Source organism: Mesorhizobium sp. M7A.F.Ca.US.005.03.1.1, assembly GCF_003997975.1.
Taxonomy (GTDB): Bacteria; Pseudomonadota; Alphaproteobacteria; order Rhizobiales; family Rhizobiaceae; genus Mesorhizobium; species Mesorhizobium ciceri.
Genome location: NZ_RZRO01000021.1, coordinates 9,314 through 27,929 on the forward strand (window position 1 = coordinate 9,314; position 18,616 = coordinate 27,929).

At 64.0% G+C, this 18,616-nt stretch carries 18 protein-coding genes; 7 read left to right on the forward strand and 11 right to left on the reverse strand.

The window, feature by feature from the left end:
* Together EN990_RS11925 and gshB are read right to left on the reverse strand one after the other, a co-directional pair.
* A partial coding sequence (locus EN990_RS11925) for a YifB family Mg chelatase-like AAA ATPase (protein ID WP_164766109.1) occupies positions 1–1,358 on the reverse strand: 1,358 nt, incomplete at its 3' end.
* 174 nt (positions 1,359–1,532) lie between these two features.
* Entirely contained in the window at positions 1,533–2,474 is a 942-nt protein-coding gene (gene gshB / locus EN990_RS11930; RefSeq protein ID WP_127369626.1) for a glutathione synthase, read from the reverse strand.
* 300 nt (positions 2,475–2,774) lie between these two features.
* Between gshB and EN990_RS11935 the strand changes: the two genes are divergently transcribed.
* The 6 genes from EN990_RS11935 (at position 2,775) to EN990_RS11960 (ending at position 8,826) form a co-directional block, all read left to right on the forward strand.
* Positions 2,775–4,124: an EAL domain-containing protein gene (locus EN990_RS11935; RefSeq protein WP_013528600.1), complete on the forward strand. Its 1,350-nt coding sequence runs from the start codon at positions 2,775–2,777 to the stop codon at positions 4,122–4,124.
* A gap of 267 nt (positions 4,125–4,391) precedes the next feature.
* Positions 4,392–5,159, forward strand: a complete 768-nt coding sequence (locus EN990_RS11940; protein WP_063169668.1) for an SDR family oxidoreductase — start codon at positions 4,392–4,394, stop codon at positions 5,157–5,159.
* Positions 5,156–6,109 (forward strand): 2-dehydro-3-deoxygalactonokinase, encoded by a 954-nt coding sequence (locus EN990_RS11945; RefSeq protein WP_127368652.1) that lies wholly within the window; start codon positions 5,156–5,158, stop codon positions 6,107–6,109. Before EN990_RS11940 ends, EN990_RS11945 begins: the two co-directional genes overlap by 4 nt.
* Complete coding sequence (locus EN990_RS11950) at positions 6,106–6,747, forward strand: 2-dehydro-3-deoxy-6-phosphogalactonate aldolase (RefSeq protein ID WP_013528597.1); 642 nt, start codon at positions 6,106–6,108, stop codon at positions 6,745–6,747. Before EN990_RS11945 ends, EN990_RS11950 begins: the two co-directional genes overlap by 4 nt.
* Positions 6,744–7,625 carry an SMP-30/gluconolactonase/LRE family protein gene (locus EN990_RS11955; protein ID WP_024502161.1) on the forward strand — a complete coding sequence of 294 codons (882 nt, stop codon included), beginning with the start codon at positions 6,744–6,746 and terminating at the stop codon, positions 7,623–7,625. The genes EN990_RS11950 and EN990_RS11955 overlap by 4 nt, the downstream gene beginning before the upstream one ends.
* Positions 7,626–7,752: 127 nt before the next feature.
* Positions 7,753–8,826, forward strand: a complete 1,074-nt coding sequence (locus EN990_RS11960; RefSeq protein WP_127368653.1) for a D-alanine:D-lactate ligase-like protein — start codon at positions 7,753–7,755, stop codon at positions 8,824–8,826.
* A gap of 43 nt (positions 8,827–8,869) precedes the next feature.
* Here the strand turns inward: EN990_RS11960 and EN990_RS11965 are convergent, their stop codons facing one another.
* From EN990_RS11965 to dnaK, 9 genes are all read right to left on the reverse strand, one after another.
* The gene (locus EN990_RS11965; protein ID WP_013528594.1) at positions 8,870–9,280 is read right to left on the reverse strand and encodes a GFA family protein; all 411 of its coding nucleotides are present in this window, start codon (positions 9,278–9,280) and stop codon (positions 8,870–8,872) included.
* Between the two features lie 41 nt (positions 9,281–9,321).
* Positions 9,322–9,786: an SRPBCC family protein gene (locus EN990_RS11970; RefSeq protein WP_013528593.1), complete on the reverse strand. Its 465-nt coding sequence runs from the start codon at positions 9,784–9,786 to the stop codon at positions 9,322–9,324.
* A complete protein-coding gene (locus EN990_RS11975) occupies positions 9,783–10,103 on the reverse strand; it encodes a helix-turn-helix domain-containing protein (RefSeq protein WP_024502159.1) in 321 nt (106 codons plus the stop codon). Before EN990_RS11975 ends, EN990_RS11970 begins: the two co-directional genes overlap by 4 nt.
* Before the next feature lie 245 nt (positions 10,104–10,348).
* The gene (locus EN990_RS11980) at positions 10,349–10,636 is read right to left on the reverse strand and encodes a DUF1330 domain-containing protein (protein WP_024502158.1); all 288 of its coding nucleotides are present in this window, start codon (positions 10,634–10,636) and stop codon (positions 10,349–10,351) included.
* Positions 10,637–10,668: 32 nt separating this feature from the next.
* A complete protein-coding gene (gene pyrF, locus EN990_RS11985; RefSeq protein ID WP_013528590.1) occupies positions 10,669–11,367 on the reverse strand; it encodes an orotidine-5'-phosphate decarboxylase in 699 nt (232 codons plus the stop codon).
* Positions 11,364–11,960, reverse strand: a complete 597-nt coding sequence (locus EN990_RS11990; RefSeq protein WP_127368655.1) for an NADPH-dependent FMN reductase — start codon at positions 11,958–11,960, stop codon at positions 11,364–11,366. The genes pyrF and EN990_RS11990 overlap by 4 nt, the downstream gene beginning before the upstream one ends.
* 161 nt (positions 11,961–12,121) lie before the next feature.
* On the reverse strand, positions 12,122–12,727 hold the full coding sequence (pmtA, locus tag EN990_RS11995; RefSeq protein WP_027161171.1) for a phospholipid N-methyltransferase PmtA: 606 nt from the start codon (positions 12,725–12,727) through the stop codon (positions 12,122–12,124).
* A 167-nt stretch (positions 12,728–12,894) separates the two neighbouring features.
* Complete coding sequence (gene dnaJ / locus EN990_RS12000) at positions 12,895–14,025, reverse strand: molecular chaperone DnaJ (RefSeq protein WP_013528587.1); 1,131 nt, start codon at positions 14,023–14,025, stop codon at positions 12,895–12,897.
* Positions 14,026–14,237: 212 nt separating this feature from the next.
* A complete protein-coding gene (gene dnaK, locus EN990_RS12005; protein ID WP_024502156.1) occupies positions 14,238–16,154 on the reverse strand; it encodes a molecular chaperone DnaK in 1,917 nt (638 codons plus the stop codon).
* Between the two features lie 213 nt (positions 16,155–16,367).
* Here dnaK and EN990_RS12010 point away from each other — a divergent pair, with 213 nt between their 5' ends.
* On the forward strand, positions 16,368–18,611 hold the full coding sequence (locus tag EN990_RS12010; protein WP_032808071.1) for a hypothetical protein: 2,244 nt from the start codon (positions 16,368–16,370) through the stop codon (positions 18,609–18,611).
* Positions 18,612–18,616: the final 5 nt, after the last annotated feature.

Below are 18,616 nucleotides of genomic sequence, written 5' to 3' on the forward strand. Positions count from 1 at the left end.
GACAGGCCGGCGGCGTCCGGCATGGCGATCTCCTCGATGACCGAGGGCGCGCAATGCGCGTTGGTGGTGGCGCGGGTGGCGCCGAGCCGCTCGAAGCGCTCGCGCTGGATGGTGCGGGCGCGTGCCACGCGCATCGCCACATCGGCACTTTTCTCCGCCCGGTCGGGCCGGATCAGGTCGCTGGCCGAGACCGCCGGCACCTCGATCCTGAGATCGATGCGGTCGAGCAGCGGGCCCGAAATGCGCGCCTGATAGTCGGTGCGGCAGCGCTCGCCGCGCAGGCAGCGATAACCAGGCTCGCCGGCCATGCCGCAACGGCACGGGTTCATCGCCGCCACCAGCTGGATACGCGCTGGATAGGTGACGCGATGGTTGGCCCGCGCGATCATGCAGTCGCCGGTCTCCAACGGCTGGCGCAGCGCATCGAGCGTCTGCGGCGTGAACTCGGGAAACTCGTCGAGGAACAGCACGCCGTGATGGGCCAGCGACACCTCGCCCGGCCGCGCGCGGATGCCGCCGCCAACCATTGCCGCCATCGAGGCAGAGTGGTGCGGCGCGCGGAACGGCCGCCGGTCGGTCAATTTGCCTTCGCCGAGCTCTCCCGCCACCGACGCGATCATCGAGACTTCGAGCAATTCCTTCGGCGCCAGCGGCGGCAGGATCGACGGCAGCCGCTGCGCCAGCATCGATTTGCCCGAGCCCGGCGGGCCGATCATGAGAAGATTATGCCCGCCGGCGGCCGCCACTTCCAGCGCCCGCTTGGCGGTCTCCTGGCCCTTGATGTCGGCGAGGTCGGGCAAATCCGGCGCGGCGGCGTGGATGCCGGCCTCGGGGCGCGACAGCACCTGCGTGCCGCGAAAATGATTGGCGATGGCAATCAGGCTGCGCGGTGCCAGAATGTCGAAATCCTTTCCAGCCCAGGCCGCCTCAGGTCCGCAGGCGAACGGGCAGATCAGGCCTTTGCCCTCGGCATTGGCGGCGATCGCCGCCGGCAAGGCGCCGGCGACCGCGGCAATCGTGCCGTCGAGCGACAATTCTCCAAGTACGACATAGCCGGCCAGCATGTCGCCCGGAATGGCGCCAAGGGCAGCCATCAGGCCAAGCGCGATCGGCAGGTCGTAGTGACTGCCTTCCTTCGGCAGGTCGGCCGGCGCCAGATTGACCGTGACCTTCTTCGACGGCATCGACAGGCCTGAAGCATGCAGTGCGGCCTGCACCCGCTCGCGGCTTTCGGCCACCGCCTTGTCGCCCAGGCCGACGATGTGCATGTTGACCTTGCCGGGCGCGATCATCACCTGCACGTCGACCGGCACGGCCTCGATGCCTTGGAAAGCGACCGTGCGAACCCGCGCCACCATTTCTTTGCCCCCAGGCCACAACCCACGCGATGGCCAAGAAATGGCCCCACGGGCAGACAATCACAAATCCTCGGTCAAATCAAGAACATTACGGGAACATGTGAGCGCGTGGGTTGCAGCCGAATTGAGCGCGGTTGCAAAAACGGAACATGGTTAAGACAAAATGAAAACGGCTTACCCGCGCTTGTCCTCGACCGCGTCCCAGAACAGGCTGGCGATGTCGGCGCCGCCGAAGCGTTTGACCTCGCGCACGCCGGTCGGCGAGGTGACATTGATCTCGGTCATGTAGTCACCGATGACGTCGATGCCGACCAGGATGAAGCCACGCTCCTTCAGCGACGGCCCGATGCGGGCGCAGATCTCGCGTTCGCGCGCCGTCAGCTCGGTCTTTTCGGCGCGGCCGCCGACATGCATATTGGAGCGGGAATCATGTTCGGCGGGCACCCGGTTGATGGCGCCGACCGGCTCGCCGTCGATCAGGATGATGCGCTTGTCGCCCTTGCGCACGTCCTTGAGATAGCGCTGCACGATATAGGGTTCGCGAAACATCTGGCCGAACATTTCCAGCAGCGAGGCCAGGTTGCGGTCGCCCTCCAGCAGATGGAAGATGCCGGCGCCGCCATTGCCGTAGAGCGGCTTGACGATGATGTCGCCGAACTCCTTGCGGAAGGCGGCAACTTCGAGTGGATCCTTGGTGATCAGCGTGTCCGGCATCAGGTCGGCAAATTCGGTGACGAAGATCTTTTCCGGGCTGTTGCGCACCCAGGCCGGGTCGTTGACCACGAGCGTCTTCGGGTGGATGCGCTCCAGGATGTGCGTGGTGGTGATGTAGTTCATGTCGAAGGGCGGATCCTGGCGCAGCAGGACGACGTCCATCTCCGACAGATCGGTGCGCACCTTCTCGCCCAGCGAATAGTGGCTGCCTTTCTCGTCGCGCACCTGCATCTCCTCAATGCGGGCAAACACCTTGCCGTCGCGCAACGACAGCCGACCCGGCGTGTAGTGGAACAGCTCATGGCCACGCCGCTGCGCTTCCAGCGACAGCGCGAACGAGGTGTCGCCGGCGATCGACACGGTGGAGATGTGGTCCATCTGGACGGCGATTTTCAGCTTCATGGCGGGTCTCCGGCGGCTCGGATGGACGACTGTCCTGCCTGTACAGGCTCACTGCCCGTCTGCCAATCGCGACCTTTTGAAGATTGGCATCAGCAAGTCGCAAGCTCGGCCCTGCCGGTCATTCCGTGACAGGAGCCAGGCTGCGCGTCCTCGTTGTTCCTTGAGCCCGAATGCACACCTCACATCGATCCTTCGAAACAGGTCGCGGTTGCCCATGGAAAATCGATTTCGCGATACGTTTCCTAAAGGGTTTGCTGCCAGTCTGAAAATAAATTCCGAAGTCACAAAACAGGGACACCGATGCAAACTTCGTTTGGCACCGGTCAGGCAAACAGGGAGAGCACGGATCTGGCATTCACCGATCCGTTGACCGGGCTTGGCAACCATCGCCGCTTCTTCGACAAGGTCGATCGGCTGATCGCCGACCGAGCCGACGATCCCGCGCCCTTTACCGTCGGGATTCTCGACCTCGACGGCTTCAAGCCGATCAACGATCTGTTCGGCCACAAGGCCGGCGACGACATCCTGATCCAGGTCGCGATGCGGCTGCGCGCCTCTATGGACGGCTATTCCACGGTCTGCCGCATCGGCGCCGACGAATTCGCTTTTCTCTATCCGATGGTATTCAGCGAGGACGCTGCGGCCGAAAAGTCGCGCATGCTGATCGAGATCCTGTCGGCGCCCTACGATGTCGGCGAACGCACCGCCAGGCTTTCGGCCTCGGTCGGCTGCTCGTTGTTCTATTCGGGCGACGAGACCACGGAAATCCTCATCAACAAGGCAGAGACGGCACTCTACCACGCCAAGCGTTCCGGCCGTGGCCGCGTCGTCGTCTACACCCGTGAGATGGAAGAAGCGGCCAAGCGCGTCACCCGCATCGAACAGGCGCTGCGCCGGGCTGTCTCGGCCGGCGAGGTGGAGCCGCATTTCCAACCCATCGTCGATCTCGCCACGCGCCGCACCATCGGCTTCGAGACGCTGGCGCGCTGGACCGACCGCGACCTGGGTTCCGTGCCGCCGACCGTCTTCATTCCCATCGCCGAGGAGCGCGGCATCATCGGCCCGTTGTCGCAGCTGGTGCTGCGCAAGGCGACGGAGGCCGCCAGAAGCTGGCCAAAGGACCTGTTCCTGTCGTTCAACCTGTCACCCTCGCAGCTCGTCGACCAGAACACCGGCCTGCACATACTGGCGATCCTCGACCGCACCGGCTTCGATCCGCGCCGGCTGGAGATCGAGATCACCGAGACCGGCCTGATGAACGACCCGGCCTCGGCCGCTCAGATCGTCGAGGATCTGCGCCGCGTCGGCATCCGCGTCTCGCTCGACGATTTCGGCACCGGCCAATCCTCGCTCGGCCGCTTGCGCGAATTCCATTTCGACAAGCTCAAGATCGACCGCGCCTTCGTCTCCTCCATTCTCGACGACAGGCCGTCGGAACACATCATCCGCGCCATTCTGGCCATGTGCGAAGGGCTCGGCATGGACGTCGTCGCCGAAGGAATCGAGCAGGAAGCGCAGGCCGATCGCCTGGTCCAGTTTGGCTGCGCCGGCGGACAGGGCTATCTGTTCGGCAAGCCGGTCGATGCCGACGCCACGCTCGGCTATCTCCGCGATTCCTTCCGCGGCGCCCTGCGCGCCAAGGCGATCTGACCGGCGGTCCTCCGCAATCCCCAACCCCGACGGTGCTGCCGTGCGCATCCGGTGCGGCGCATTGTCGTTTTGTCTGACATAAGCCCTGAAATTCGGCGGTTCGCCCTTGCCCGCGCGCCTTGCGTGGCTAGGATGCGCGCCGATCACGCTACGGCGCCGCGCGTCTTTCAAGACGCGCAAAGGACGCTGTAGCATTTAACATTTGCGCATGATCCCTTTCCGAAAATCGATCCGATTTTCGGGGTCATGCGCTGGGAGACAACAACGATGATGCCATCGGCGCATTTTGCCGACCTCGAAGGAGCCTCGGTGCTGATCACCGGCGGCGGCTCCGGAATTGGCGCGGCACTGACCGAGGGTTTTGTGCGCCAGGGCGCCAATGTCGCCTTCATCGACATCGCCGACGGCCCAAGCACAGCTCTTGCCGACCGCATCGAGAAAGAATTCGGCCGCCGGCCGCTCTATCTCAAGACCGATTTGCGCGATGTCGAGGCCCTGCGGGCGTCCGCCGCGAAGGCTGCCGAGGCGCATGGCGATGTCACCGTGCTGGTCAACAATGCGGCCTGGGACGAACGCCACGCCGTCGAAGACGTGACGGTCGAGTTCTGGGACAACAACCAAGCCATTAATCTGAGGCCGCATTTCTTCACCGCGCAAGCGGTGGCGCCGGGCATGAAGCGGGCCGGCGGCGGCTCGATCATCAACTTCACCTCGACGTCCTATCTGATCAACCACCCCGACATGCCGTCCTACACGGCCGCCAAGGCCGGTATCCTCGGTCTGACCAAGGGGCTGGCCGGCAAGCTCGGTGTGGACGGCATCCGCGTCAACGCCATCGCGCCCGGCTGGGTGATCACCGAGCGGCAGAAGGAGCTCTGGGTGACCGAACAGGGGCTTGCCGCCCATGTCGCCAAGCAGTGCATAAAACAGGTGATGCAGCCCGACGACATCGTCGGCACGGTGCTGTTCCTGGCCTCGGACGCTTCGCGCATGCTGACGGCGCAGATGCTGATCGTCGATGGAGGTTTCCTGTGAGCCAAGCCGGCAACGCACCGGCGGTCGCCGCCGTCGACTGGGGCACGACCCGCATGCGGGTCTGGCTGATCGACGGGCAAGGCAAGATGCTTGCCGAACGCCGCGGCGATGACGGCCTGATCACCGCGCAGCAAAAGGGCTTTTCGACCATCCTCGAAGGGCATCTGGCGGCGATGGGAGCACCAGCGGCGCTGCCCGTCATCATCTGCGGCATGGCCGGGTCCCGCCAGGGCTGGCTGGAAGCGCCCTATGTCACCGTGCCGGCGCCGCTTACCGCCATCCTTGCGGGTGCCGCCAGCGTGCCCGGCCAAAGCCGCGACATCCGCATCGTTCCGGGCCTTGCCCAGCGGCTGACTGACGCGCCCGACGTCATGCGCGGCGAGGAAACCCAGCTTGCCGGCGCCGGCCTGCCGGCCAGGGGGCGCCAGCTGGTCTGCATGCCCGGCACCCATTCGAAATGGGTGCTGGTCGAGGACGGCGCCGTCACCGGCTTCGGCACCTGGCCGACCGGCGAGCTGTTTTCCGTGCTTGCCGCGCACTCGATCCTGCGCCACTCGCTCGGCGAGCACCCCAAGCCGGTCACATCGGACAATCCGTTCTTCCGCCGCTGGTGCGACACCGCATTGGGCGAAGGCGGCGATGTCACCTCGCGGCTGTTTTCGATCCGCGCCGCCGGCCTGCTGCAGGATCTGAAAGCCGACGATGCCGCCGCCTGCCTGTCCGGCCTTTTGATCGGCGGCGAGATCGCCTCCGCCAGCCGCCGGCATGGCGCCGGTGCCGAACCCGTGGTGCTGATTGCCTCCGGCGCGCTGGCCGCACTCTACCAGGCCGCACTTGGTCTTGCTGGGCTTGAGGTCCGGGCCGTCGACGCCGACGAGGCAGTGCGTGCCGGTCTCGTCGAGGCGGCGCGCGAGAACGGCATGATCGCCAGAATTGGAGTTGCCCGATGAGCCAGACCGCACCGTTTCCAAAACTCAAGCGCGGCCTGGTTGCCATCCTTCGCGGGCTCAAGCCCACCGAGGCGATGGCCATGGGCCAGGCGCTGTTCGACGCTGGCATCGAGGCGATCGAAGTGCCGCTCAACTCGCCGCAACCGTTCTCGTCGATCGCCCGCATCGTCCAAGTGCTGCCGAAAACGGCGCTGGTCGGCGCCGGCACGGTGCTGACGCCGGCCGATGTCGATGGCTTGCACCAGGCCGGAGGGCGGCTTCTGGTCAGTCCCAACATCGATGCCGAGGTGATGGCGCGCGCCATGCATTACGGCATGGTGACGATGCCCGGCGTGTTCACGCCGACCGAGGCTTTCCTGGCGATCAAGCTCGGCGCCTCGGCCCTGAAATTCTTCCCGGCGAGCGTGCTGGGTGCCGGCGGCATTTCAGCGATGCGCGCGGTGTTGCCGGCGCAGACATTGGTCGGTGCCGTCGGCGGTGTCTCCGAAAAAGATTTTGCCGGCTACAAGGCTGCCGGCGTGACCGCCTTTGGTCTGGGCTCCAGCCTGTTCAAGCCGGGCATGAGCGTCGACGAGGTGGCCGCGCGTGCGCAAGCTGCCGTCGCGGCCTGGGATGCGGTGTTCGGAGAAGCAGGATGAGCGAAGCGATCGTTTCGGTTTTTTCCGATCACGTCTGCCAGCTCGGCGAGGGGCCGAGCTACGATCCCGCCACCGATACGCTCTACTGGTTTGACATCGTCAACAGCCAGCTTCTGGAAAAGCGGCTGTCCGGCGGCGCGACCACCGTCCATGAGCTTGGCCAAATGGCGAGCGCCATCGCCGTCATCGACGACAAGCGCCAGCTGATCGCCGCCGAGACCGGCCTTTATGTCCGCGATGTCGCGACCGGCAAGCTGACGCTGCACACGCCTGTCGAGGCCGACAATCCGGTCACGCGCTCCAACGATTCCCGCGTCCATCCCTGCGGCGCCCTGTGGATGGGCACCATGGGCAAGGGCGAGGAAAAAGGCGCGGGTTCGATCTACTGGTTTTTCAAGGGCGAACTGCGCCAGCTGTTTTCGGACATCACCGTCTCCAATTCGATCTGTTTTACCGAGGATGGCGCGATCGCTTACTACACCGACACCTCGACCGGGCTGCTGATGCGCGTCGCCTGCGACCCGGCGACCGGTCTGCCTGCCGGTGAGCCCAAGCTGTTCGTCGACCACCGCTCGGCCAAGGGCTATGTCGACGGGTCGGTGCTCGACCGCGACGGCATCCTGTGGAACGCCGTCTGGGGCGGCAGCGTCATCGAAGCCTACGGACCCGACGGCAAGCTCGTCCGCACGGTCGCCATGCCGGTGACGCAGCCATCCTGCCCAGCCTTCGTCGGCGCCAAGGCCGACCGGCTGGCGGTCACCTCCGCCTGGTCGGGCAAGGATGAGAAGCAGCGTCTGCTGGATCTGCAGGGCGGCATGACCTTTCTGCTCGATATTCCCGTCAACGGCCGCTTCGAGCCGCGCGTGCTGATCGCCTGATCGAACTGGATTCTACGGTCGGACGGTGCGTTGTCACGCCACCGCCCGCACCGTGTCGGTTTCGCGAGAGCCTGACGTCTCGACCATGCGATGGTAGGTGATCGTACCGCCGGGGATCGTTCATCTCATGCCAAGCCGTAAGCCGAAACTGATACTCGTCCATGAGCCGGAAAAGGCTTGTTTCGACCGTCTGGTCGCCGACGGCCATGCGCCGCAGCGCGCAACCGAAATCGCGTCCTATCTGGCGCAGTCGACCGATCTCGCTCCTGAATTCGACGTGCTTGGCCGTGCCTGCCAGGCACGCGGCCTGTCGTTCACGCCGGTGGCGCTCGACGACGCTGCCAGCGTGCTCGCCGGCGAGCATCCCAGCACAACGCTGGTCTGGACGCTGACCGACGGCATCGCCTATTTCCGCGGCGGCGCGGCGCCCGCTTTGGCGCGACTGGGCGGTTTCAAGACAATCGGCGCCGACGATGCGCTGTTCGCGCTCTGCCAGGACAAGTTCCGCTCCGGCGCCGTGCTCGGCGCGCTCGGCCTGCCGGTGCCACAGGCTGGGCTCGCGCGTGACGGCCAATGGCTGGTCGAGCCGCCGGCCTCGCCCGCCGGCTGGTTCGTCAAGCCCAACCGGCTCGGCGCCAAGATCGGCATCTGGCCGGAGTCGCGCTGCGGCGATCTCGCCCACGCTTTGGAGCTCAGCCGGCGCGTCTTTTCGGCCTATCGCGACGATGTCGTCGTCCAGCCCTACGTCGCCGGCCGCAACGTGCGCGCCAGTTTCCTTAGCCTGATGCCGGGCGCGGGAGTCGAAGTGCTTGGCGTGGCCTTTGTCGATTCAGGCGCCGATTTCCAGACCATGGCCGACAGCCTGGCGCTCTACGGCGACACTGGCGAGGCAGCGAAAGCGGCGGGACATTACGCCGAGCCGGAGCTCGTCGCGGTCGCCGACAGCCAGCCGGCCGCCGACGCCAGGATTCGTGCGATCGCCGGGCGGCTGATGAGCGGGCTCGGCCTGCGCGACGTGTTTTCCATCGATCTCAGGGTCGAGGCCGACGACACCGTCCACCTCATCGAGTTCGAGGTCTGCCCCGGCCTGCCCTGCTTCGATTTCCGCGCCTATTGCCGCCAGCAATGGGGCCTCGAGCTTGCCGATGCCATAGCCGAGACAGCGGCGAGCCGGCTGATCGGCCAAGAGCATCGCGCCTGAAGGCGCTACGGCAGATCGCGGGCCGACCGGCGGACGCGTTTCACTACGGCATTCGCTCGACCGCCTGCAAGGCGGGATCCATCTTGTCCCAGGCATGGCCGTGGCTCGTGTAAGTCACCATCTGTGGGCTGAACTGTTCCGGATCGTCGAGGCTGGCCGCATGGACCGCTATGAATTCCGGCATGGCGACGGATATCAGAAAGACCGGCGTTCCGCAGGTTGGACAGAAGGTGTGGATTTTTTCATTGCCGCTGGCGCCCGCCACGCGCCAGGTGCTCACCTCCCCGGTAATGGCCATATCGGCACGCTGGCCGAAGGTCAGGTAGGATCCGTGGCCGGTGCCTGAGCGCTTCTGGCAATCGCTGCATTGGCAGTGGTTCTGGAAGATCGGCTCGTCATTGGTCTCGTAACGGATCGCGCCGCATGCGCAGCCGCCGGTATAGCGCTTGGTCATTGTCATTCTCCACGGGTCTGATTCTGCTCGAGGCCGCAACATCAGGCCGATTTCGGCTTGGCGAAAATATCGATGCCGCTGCCGGTTTCGAGGAAGGATTTCAGGCTGGACAGCACCGCCGGCCAACCCTGGCTGACGCCCTTCGCCATGCCGCTGCCGGCCTCGAGCTCGTCATGGCTGACGGTCAGCCGCACCATGGTGTCGTATTCCTCGATGGCGAACGTCACGCGGCTGGTTTTTGACGGATCGTCCGCCTGCGAAGCGTTCGCCCAGGTGATGACGAGGCGGGTCGGCGGCGAAATCTCGACGACCTTGCCGACGAGTTCGACAGTCCGTTCGTCATTGGCGCGGATGTGCTCCCATTTCGAGCCCGGCGTCCATTCGGAGACGTTCTCGTGGCCCCAGTAGCGCTTTGCGATCTCGGGCTTGATTATCGCCTCGAACACCTTCTGCGGCGTCGAGCGGATATAGGTCACGTAGACAAAGCTGGTCGTTTCCCTGGTCATTGGTCTTCTCCTTCGAGTTCCTGCTTCAGGTCGTGCAGCAGGCTGAGCCGCTGCCGTTCGAATTTCCGTACCCAGCGCTCGTAGACTTCGTGCAGCGGCACGGGATTGATGAAATGTAGTTTTTCGCGGCCGCGCTTGACCGTGCTCACCAGGTTGGCCGCCTCCAGCAGGTCGAGGTGCTGGGTGGCGGATTGCCTGGCCATGTCCAGATGATCGCAAAGCTGACTGAGCGTCTGCCCGTTCTGCTCGCACAGAAGGTCAAGCAGCCTTCTGCGTGTCGGGTCGCCCAGCGCTTTGAAAACCTTGTCGGCGTCCATCTGCCTCACTCTGTTGTAAGGCATAATATGCAGGTAAATACCTGCATGTCAACCGGCAATCCGACCGGCGTTGAATGAGCGCTCGTCGGCACGGCTCCGCACCTGGCAACTGCGCCAGGCAGATCACCGTGAAATCGCGGAGCAAAGATATGTAAAATGAGCCTGCGGGGCTTCAAACGCCGCCAGGCTCTATCCGATTTTGAGCACGTCTCCGGCTAAAACCGGAACTATGCTTGCAGGGGACCTCAGGCGCCCTCGACCAGGACGATCTCGCCGTCGGCGACCTTCTGGCGGATGGCGGCGGCGCGCTGGTATTCCGGCGAATGGTAGCAATCATGCGCGGCGGCCAGCGATTCGAACTCGATGATGACATTGCGTGCGCGGCCGGGGCCTTCGGCCTTTTCATGCTCGCCGCCGCGCGCCAGGAACTTCGCGCCGAAGCGCTCGAAGGCAGGTTTGGCGGCGGAGACATAGTCCTTGTAGCCTTCCGCGTCGCGCACATCGACACGAGCGATCCAATATCCTTTGGGCATTTTCTTGGTCTCCGAACTTGTTCCTGGAAATCTCAGGCCGAGCGCATCTCGTCGAGGATGGCTTCGGCCGCTTCCCGTTTGTTGGCCGCAGCAATGATCGGACGGCCGACGACGAGGTGGCTGGCGCCGTTGCGAATCGCCTGGCCTGGCGTCACCACGCGCTTCTGGTCGCCATGGTCGCTGCCCGCCGGCCGGATGCCGGGCGTCACCACCGCCATGTCGGGTCCCACGATCCGGCGCACCGCCTCGGCCTCCGCGGCCGAGCAGACGATGCCGCCCATGCCGGCATGCAGCGCCTGTTCCGAGCGCCTAAGCACCAGCGTATGCGGATCGTACTCATAGCCGACGTCGATCATGTCCTGCTCGTCCATCGAGGTCAGAACGCTAACGGCAAGCAGGCAAAGGTCGCTGCCTCTGGCCGCCTCTACGGCGGCCTGCATGGCCTTGGGATAGGCGTGGATGGTCAGCATGGTCACGCCCATCTTGACGATGTTCTCGACACCCTTGGCCACCGTGTGGTCGATGTCGAGCAGCTTCATGTCTAGGAAGACGTTGGTGCCGCCGCTGGCCAGCTCCCTGGCGAAGTCGAGCCCGCCGGCGAAGGCAAGCTGGTAGCCGATCTTGTAGAAGGAGACGATGCCGTCGAGTTCGCGCACTGCCTGCTCGGCTTGCTTCACTGTCGGCACGTCGAGGCCGACGATGAGCCGGTCGCGCATGCTATTGGCGATCATGCCTCGATCCGGGTGGACAGCAGGCGCGAGGTCTCGATCAGCGTGCGGCATAAGTGCTCCATCGATTTGTGCAGTCTTTCGTCACGGAAATTTCCATCCTCGTCGAAGGCGTCACCGCCGTCGGGCACCGAGCATTCCGGCGTCACCACCTCCATCTGGCAACGCACCAGCACCGCGCGCAGATGGTTGATGCAGCGGATACCGGCAAAGTGCCCGTTGGAGGACGAGCAGAGGCCAACGACCTTGCCGGCCAGCGGCCTGACTGGCCGGCCACCATCCCTGCGCACCCGGCTCACCCAGTCGATCGTGTTCTTGAGCAGCGGCGGAATGGAGCCGTTATATTCGGGTGTGGCGATCAGCAGCCCGTCATGGGCGATGATCAGACGGCCGAGTTTCTGGGCGTTTTCGGGAACGCCTTTTTCCTTTTCCAGATCCTCGTCCATGATCGGCAGGGGGTAGTCGGCGAGCGAGATGCGGGTCACCTCGGCACCTTGCATGGCGAGTTCCTTTTGCGCCACGTCGGCGGCCCTGCCGCTATAGGCGCCGCTGCGCACCGAGCCGGCGAAGACGAGGATTTTCGGGATCACTGCCATTGGCCACCCTTGTTCCCGGACAGGTACAGCCAAGGACGGCTCAAATCAACGGCTGGATAGGGGAATAGGGCAGTAGGGGAATATGGGAGTAGAAAATAGCCTGGAAATGGAACCCTTCATCCCTACTCCCTTACTCCCCTATTGCCCTATTCCCTTCTCACTTAGTGCGCCTCGCGGCGATAGATCCACAGCTGCGTCGGCGGAATGTTGCGGAGGATGAAATCGAAATGCTTGACCGTGTAGTCACCGCGGCCGGCCGGGATCGGCGACATCGGTCCGTAGGTCAGCTGCACGATCGGCCGTCCGGCCGGGATGCGGTCGAGCAGGCTCTCGATATAGGCGATGCGCTGGGCGACCGGAAAGTTGAGCAGCGGCACGCCCGAAACGACGGAATCGAAGATCATCCCGCTCTTGTCGCCAAGCGTGGCGTTGAGGTTGAAGGCGTCGCCCTCGATGACGTTGACGCCGGGATAGAGCCGCCGCAGGTGACGAACGAAATCCGTGGAATATTCGACAGCGTAGAGGTTTTCGGGGCGTACGCCCTGGGCGAGGATGGCGCGGGTGATGACGCCGGTACCGGGACCGACCTCGAGCACTGGCAGGCCGGATTTAGGATTGACGATCGAGGCCATCTTGCGCGCGGTGATCGAACTGGTCGGCACGATCGAGCCAACCGTCTTCGGCTTGTCGATCCAGCCCTTGAAGAATTTGAGTTCGTCGTCGAACTTTTCGACAAGCGCCTTCCGCAGTCCAGGGCCACGTGTCATGCAAGCTCTCCTCAGCGCTCCCCGCAAAGTTACTTAGCACCTGAGCGGTGCTAGGCAAGGCGCGGCCGGACGCATGTCGTGGATAAGATAATTTTCGTCGCGTCTCAAGGGGCGACGCGATTCAAGGATTTACGCGTGGCAAATCGGCTTACGCGGGCCAAAGTGCATCAACGCTCGCCGAAAGACTCGAAGAAATCCTTCATACGGGCGAAAAAGCCGCTCGATTGAGGCGAATTGTCCTGCGAGGAGAGCTGTTCGAACTCCTCCAGAAGTTCGCGCTGGCGCCGGGTCAGGTTCTGCGGCGTCTCGACCGCGGTCTGGATGTAGAGGTCGCCGACATTGGGCTGGCGCAGCACAGGCATGCCCTTGCCCTTGAGGCGGAACTGGCGCCCGTTCTGTGTGCCTTCGGTCACCTTGACCTTGGTCTGCGTGCCGTCCAGCGTCGTCACCTCGAAGGAGCCGCCAAGGGCTGCCGTCGTCATCGAGATCGGCACCTTGCAATAGAGATCGGCGCCGTCGCGTTGGAAGAACTCGTGCGGTTTGACCGCCAGGAAAATATAGAGGTCGCCCGAGGGCCCGCCGCGCAGGCCGGCTTCGCCCTCATTGGCAAGGCGGATGCGGGTGCCGTCCTCGATGCCGGCCGGGATGTTGACCGACAGCGAACGCTCCTCGGTGACGCGGCCCTGGCCGGCGCATTTCGGGCACGGATCCTTGATCGTCTGGCCGCGCCCCTGGCATTGCGGGCAGGTCCGCTCGATCGAGAAGAAGCCTTGCGTGGCGCGCACCTTGCCGTGGCCGTTGCACATCGAGCAGGTGACGGGCTGGGTGCCGGGCTTAGCGCCGCTGCCCGAACATTCAGAGCACGAGATCGACGCCGGCACCCGGATCTGTGCGGTCTTGCCGGCAAAAGCCTCTTCCAGGGTGATTTCCATGTTGTAGCGCAGGTCGGCGCCGCGCTCGCGGCCGCCCGACGAGCGGCGCTGGCGCCCGCCCATCATGTCGCCGAAAATGTCCTCGAAAATGTCGGCGAAGCCGCCGGCGCCAAAGCCTTGGGCCCCGCCATTCATGCCGCCCTGTTCGAAGGCGGCATGACCGAAGCGGTCATAGGCCGCGCGCTTCTGCGGGTCTTTCAGCGTCTCGTAGGCTTCGTTGATTTCCTTGAACTTGTGCTCGCAGGAATGGTCGCCGGGGTTGCGATCGGGATGGAATTGCATGGCGAGCTTGCGGAAAGCGCTCTTGAGCTCCTTCTCATCGGCGCCTTTTTGCACGCCCAGCGTCTCGTAGAAATCAGCTTTCATTTTTTCCCGCTGTCCGGATGCTCAACGTCTTGAAGCATTGTTGCGTCTCTTGCCGGCACTGACGCTTCGATTTAGGTGCGATGGAAGGGGGATGCCAGTGTCGACGCGGCTTTGCCTGCATTTTTTCAGCAAGGCCCGCTGTTTTTCTGCAAGGGGTTGCAAAAAAGCCCGGCCTTCGCCGGGCTTTTCGCTTTATCTTGCCGTCAAACGGTTCAGGCCGACTTCTTCTTGTCGTCGTCTTCGTCGATTTCCTCGAAATCGGCGTCGACAACGTCACTGTCCTTGGCGGCGTCCGCCTTGGCGTCGGCTTCCGCCGCTTCCTTCTGCGAAGCCTCGTACATGGCTTGGCCAAGCTTCATAGAAGCCTCGGCCAGCGCCTGGCTCTTGGCTTCGATGTCGGCCGCGTCGTCGCCTTCGGTCGCGGTCTTCAGCGCCGCGATCGCGTCGGAGATCGCCGTGCGCTCGCCTTCCGAAACCTTGTCGCCATATTCCTTCAGCGACTTCTCCGAGGAATGCAGCAGCGCTTCGGCCTGGTTGCGGGCCTCGACCAGCGCACGCCGCTTCTTGTCGGTCTCGGCATTGGCCTCGGCGTCCTTGACCATCTTCTCGATGTCGGCGTCCGAAAGACCACCCGATGCCTGGATGCGGATCTGGTGCTCCTTGCCGGTGCCCTTGTCCTTGGCCGAAACGTTGACGATGCCGTTGGCGTCGATGTCGAAGGTGACCTCGATCTGCGGTACGCCGCGCGGCGCCGGCGGAATGCCGACCAGGTCGAACTGGCCGAGCGCCTTGTTGTCGGCGGCCATTTCGCGCTCACCCTGGAAGACCCGGATGGTCACTGCCGACTGTGAGTCCTCGGCCGTCGAGAACACCTGGCTCTTCTTGGTCGGGATCGTCGTGTTGCGTTCGATCAGGCGGGTGAACACGCCACCCAGCGTCTCGATGCCGAGCGACAGCGGCGTCACGTCGAGCAACAGCACGTCCTTGACGTCGCCCTGCAGCACGCCGGCCTGGATGGCGGCGCCGAGAGCGACGACCTCATCCGGATTGACGCCCTTGTGCGGCTCCTTGCCGAAGAACTGCTTCACGATTTCCTGGATCTTGGGCATGCGGGTCATGCCGCCGACCAGGACGACTTCGTCGATCTCGCCCGCCTTCAGGCCGGCATCCTTCAATGCCGCCTTGCAAGGGGCAATCGTGCGCTGGACGAGGTCGTCGACCAGCTGCTCGAACTTGGCGCGCGTCAGCTTCAGCGTCAGGTGCTTCGGCCCGGTCGCGTCGGCGGTGATGAAGGGCAGGTTGATTTCGGTCTGGGTGGTCGACGACAGCTCGATCTTGGCCTTTTCAGCCGCCTCCTTGAGGCGCTGCAGGGCAAGCTTGTCGTTCTTCAGGTCGATGCCCTGTTCCTTCTTGAACTCGGCCGCCAGGTATTCGACCAGGCGCATGTCGAAATCCTCGCCGCCGAGGAAGGTGTCGCCATTGGTCGACTTGACCTCGAACACGCCATCGCCGATTTCGAGCACCGAAATGTCGAACGTGCCGCCGCCAAGGTCATAGACGGCAATGGTCTTGCCTTCCTTCTTGTCGAGGCCATAGGCAAGCGCTGCCGCGGTCGGCTCGTTGATGATGCGCAGCACTTCAAGGCCGGCGATCTTGCCGGCATCCTTGGTCGCCTGGCGCTGGGCGTCGTTGAAATAGGCCGGAACGGTGATGACCGCCTTCTCGACCTTTTCGCCGAGATAGGCTTCCGCCGTCTCCTTCATCTTCTGCAGGATCATGGCCGAAATCTGCGAGGGCGACTGCTTCCTGCCGCCAGCTTCGACCCAGGCATCGCCATTGTCGCCCTTGACGATCTTGTAGGGGACAAGCTTCTTGTCCTTCTCCGTCACCGGATCGTCATAGCGGCGGCCGATCAGGCGCTTGACCGCGAAGATGGTGTTTTCAGGATTGGTGACCGCCTGGCGCTTGGCCGGCTGGCCGACCAGACGTTCGTCGTCGCCCGAGATGGCGACGATGGAAGGCGTCGTGCGCGCGCCTTCCGCATTCTCGATTACCTTGGGCTCCTTGCCATCCATGATGGCGATGCAGGAGTTGGTGGTGCCGAGATCGATACCGATTACTTTTGCCATTTCTCTAGTCTCTCCGCTAAGCAGGCTCTCAGGACCCGTACAGGCGTTCCGACGAAAGCCCCTGTTCACAAGAAATCCCGTTCCGGCAACCGGCACTCCGGCGCCGAACGGCTTGGCGCGTATATAAGAAGAGGCGGCATCGCGCGCAAGCATTCTGCGCAGGCCTTCCATGAACCTTTCCATCTCCGCCCGCGACTGATCTCCAGGTGCCGCATGGTGCGGCCCGGAAAGGAAGCCCCCATGACCAATAACCCAGAGGCTCTGCGGTCTCCGGGAACAACAGGAGCTCGGCGCGACCACCGCCTTCGGGACGGGGTCGATGCGCTGGGCTTTCCGCTGATTCCGTTGACCCTGCGTAAGACCAGGCGTATCGTCGTCTTGAGGAAAGCAGACAATTCGATCAGGGAAGAACGAGCCGGACCGCCGCGCCTTGCCCTGATTTGCGCGGCCAGCCCCGACGTTCTCCCGTCGACTACGGGGGGTAGTGTCATGTCTCGCATCCGCGGCTCGTTCGTGTCGTCTCTTGATGGCGGCTTGCGCCGTGCTGTGCATCCAGGCGGGTTGCTGGCGCTGGCACTCGGCCTGTGGCTGGGCGCCGCGCAGGCGCAGGAAACCCGGATCATCTATCCCGGCTCGATGGCGGTGACCGGATTCTCCGGCACCATCATTCCCAATTTCGACCCCCCTGATTCCGAAAAAGAGGGCCTGCCGCCCGGCGTCGATCCGGTCGACGAAACCTTCATCGACCCCACGCGCGCCACCTTGCGCGTGTTCGACGTTTCGCATCTGGGCGGCCCAGCCTCCGGCCAGCTGGTCAACACGCCGCCGCCCTTCGAGGTGACGGCGGAGCAGATCGGCCAAGTGTTCGGCGTCACCTATGATGACGGCGTGCGCGACGGCGTTCCATCGGGCATTCCCAATCTCTATGCCGGCGCCACCTCGCTGCACGGCATCCGTATCGTCACCCCGGATGCCGACGATGACGGCCGCCCCGAGAGGCAGCGCCGCGGCGCTGCCGGTGCCACCTTCATGGATGGCCAGTTCGGCACCGAAAACGGTGGTGGGCCGGGCACCGTCTGGAAGATCGACGGCATCACCGGCCAGGTCTCCAAATTCGCCGACATCGACACCAACAGCGGTCCCGGCATCGGCAATCTCACTTTCGACGCCACTCACCGCGAGTTCTTTGCGTCCGATCTCGACACCGGCCTGATCCATCGCATCGACGCCGAAGGCAGACTGATCGACAGCTTCGATCACGGCGTTGCCGGCCGGCCCACGCATGGGCTCGCTCCCGTCGCCGACGATGGTTCGGTGATGGACATACAAGGTGCCGCCTTCGATAGCGAAGACCCCGACAGCTGGGGCTACACGCAGGACGAGCGCCGCGTCTGGGGTGTCTCCTACCATGGCGGCCGGCTCTACTATTCGGTCGGCGAAAAGTCGGAAATCTGGTCGGTGGGCATCGCTCGCGACGGCAGTTTTGCCGGTGACCCGCGCTGGGAACTGACGGTCAGGGCCGACAAGGACTACGCCGTCACCGACATCGCCTTCGACAATAGCGGCTTCATGTACCTCGCCCAGCGCGGTCCGGTCGAGAACCGTTACGATTACAGCCAGTTCGCCGATTCCGGTAAAGGCGAGGTCATCCGCTATTTCCGGGAGAACCCGGACGATCCGGAAACGGAATCGGTCTGGGTCGAAGTGCCGCAGGAATATGCGGTCGGCTTCCCCCAAGGCAACCGGCAGTCGGCCGGCGGTCTTGATCTGCAATATGGCTATGATGCCGACGGCAATCTCGACAGCTCCGTCTGCACGCAGACGCTGGTCAACACGGGCGACAAGCTGCGCGACAATCCTTCACTCGCCGAACAGCTCGCAGCCGGCGGGCCGCTGGCCGTACACGGTGTGCAGATCACGCCGAAAGAGCTGGTCAAGCCGGCCAATGTGCCGCCCTTCGGCTCATGGTTCGTCGACTTCGACGGTTATTTCGAAGACCCGGAGGTCGAGGGCCATGTCGGCGATGTTGCCGTCTGGCACCCTTGCGAGGGCCGCGCCGGCTATTACGAGGAAATCCCGGGCGGCTACCTGCCCCCCTTCTACCCGCCGGATTTCCCACCACCCGGCAACCTGCCTCCATGTCTCGACGTCGACGACGTCCAGTATTACTGCACGCCTTCCGGCCTCGAGGCCGATCTCTATCTCCATGACCATGCCGGCTTCGGCGGCGATTCGATCAAGGTCCAGTCCAGGACGCCAGGCGTCGGGGTGACATCATCCCAGTCGCATGCGCCCGGCAAGCCTTACACGATCGACATCACCGGCCACTATCCGGGCGACACAGTCGATGTCGGGCTCTGCTTCTACAGGAAGTCCGACAAGGACAAGGGTGGCTATTACCCTTGCTGCAAGATGACTTTGCCGCTCAGAACCCCAGCCGCCAGCTGCGAACGTTGAGGAGG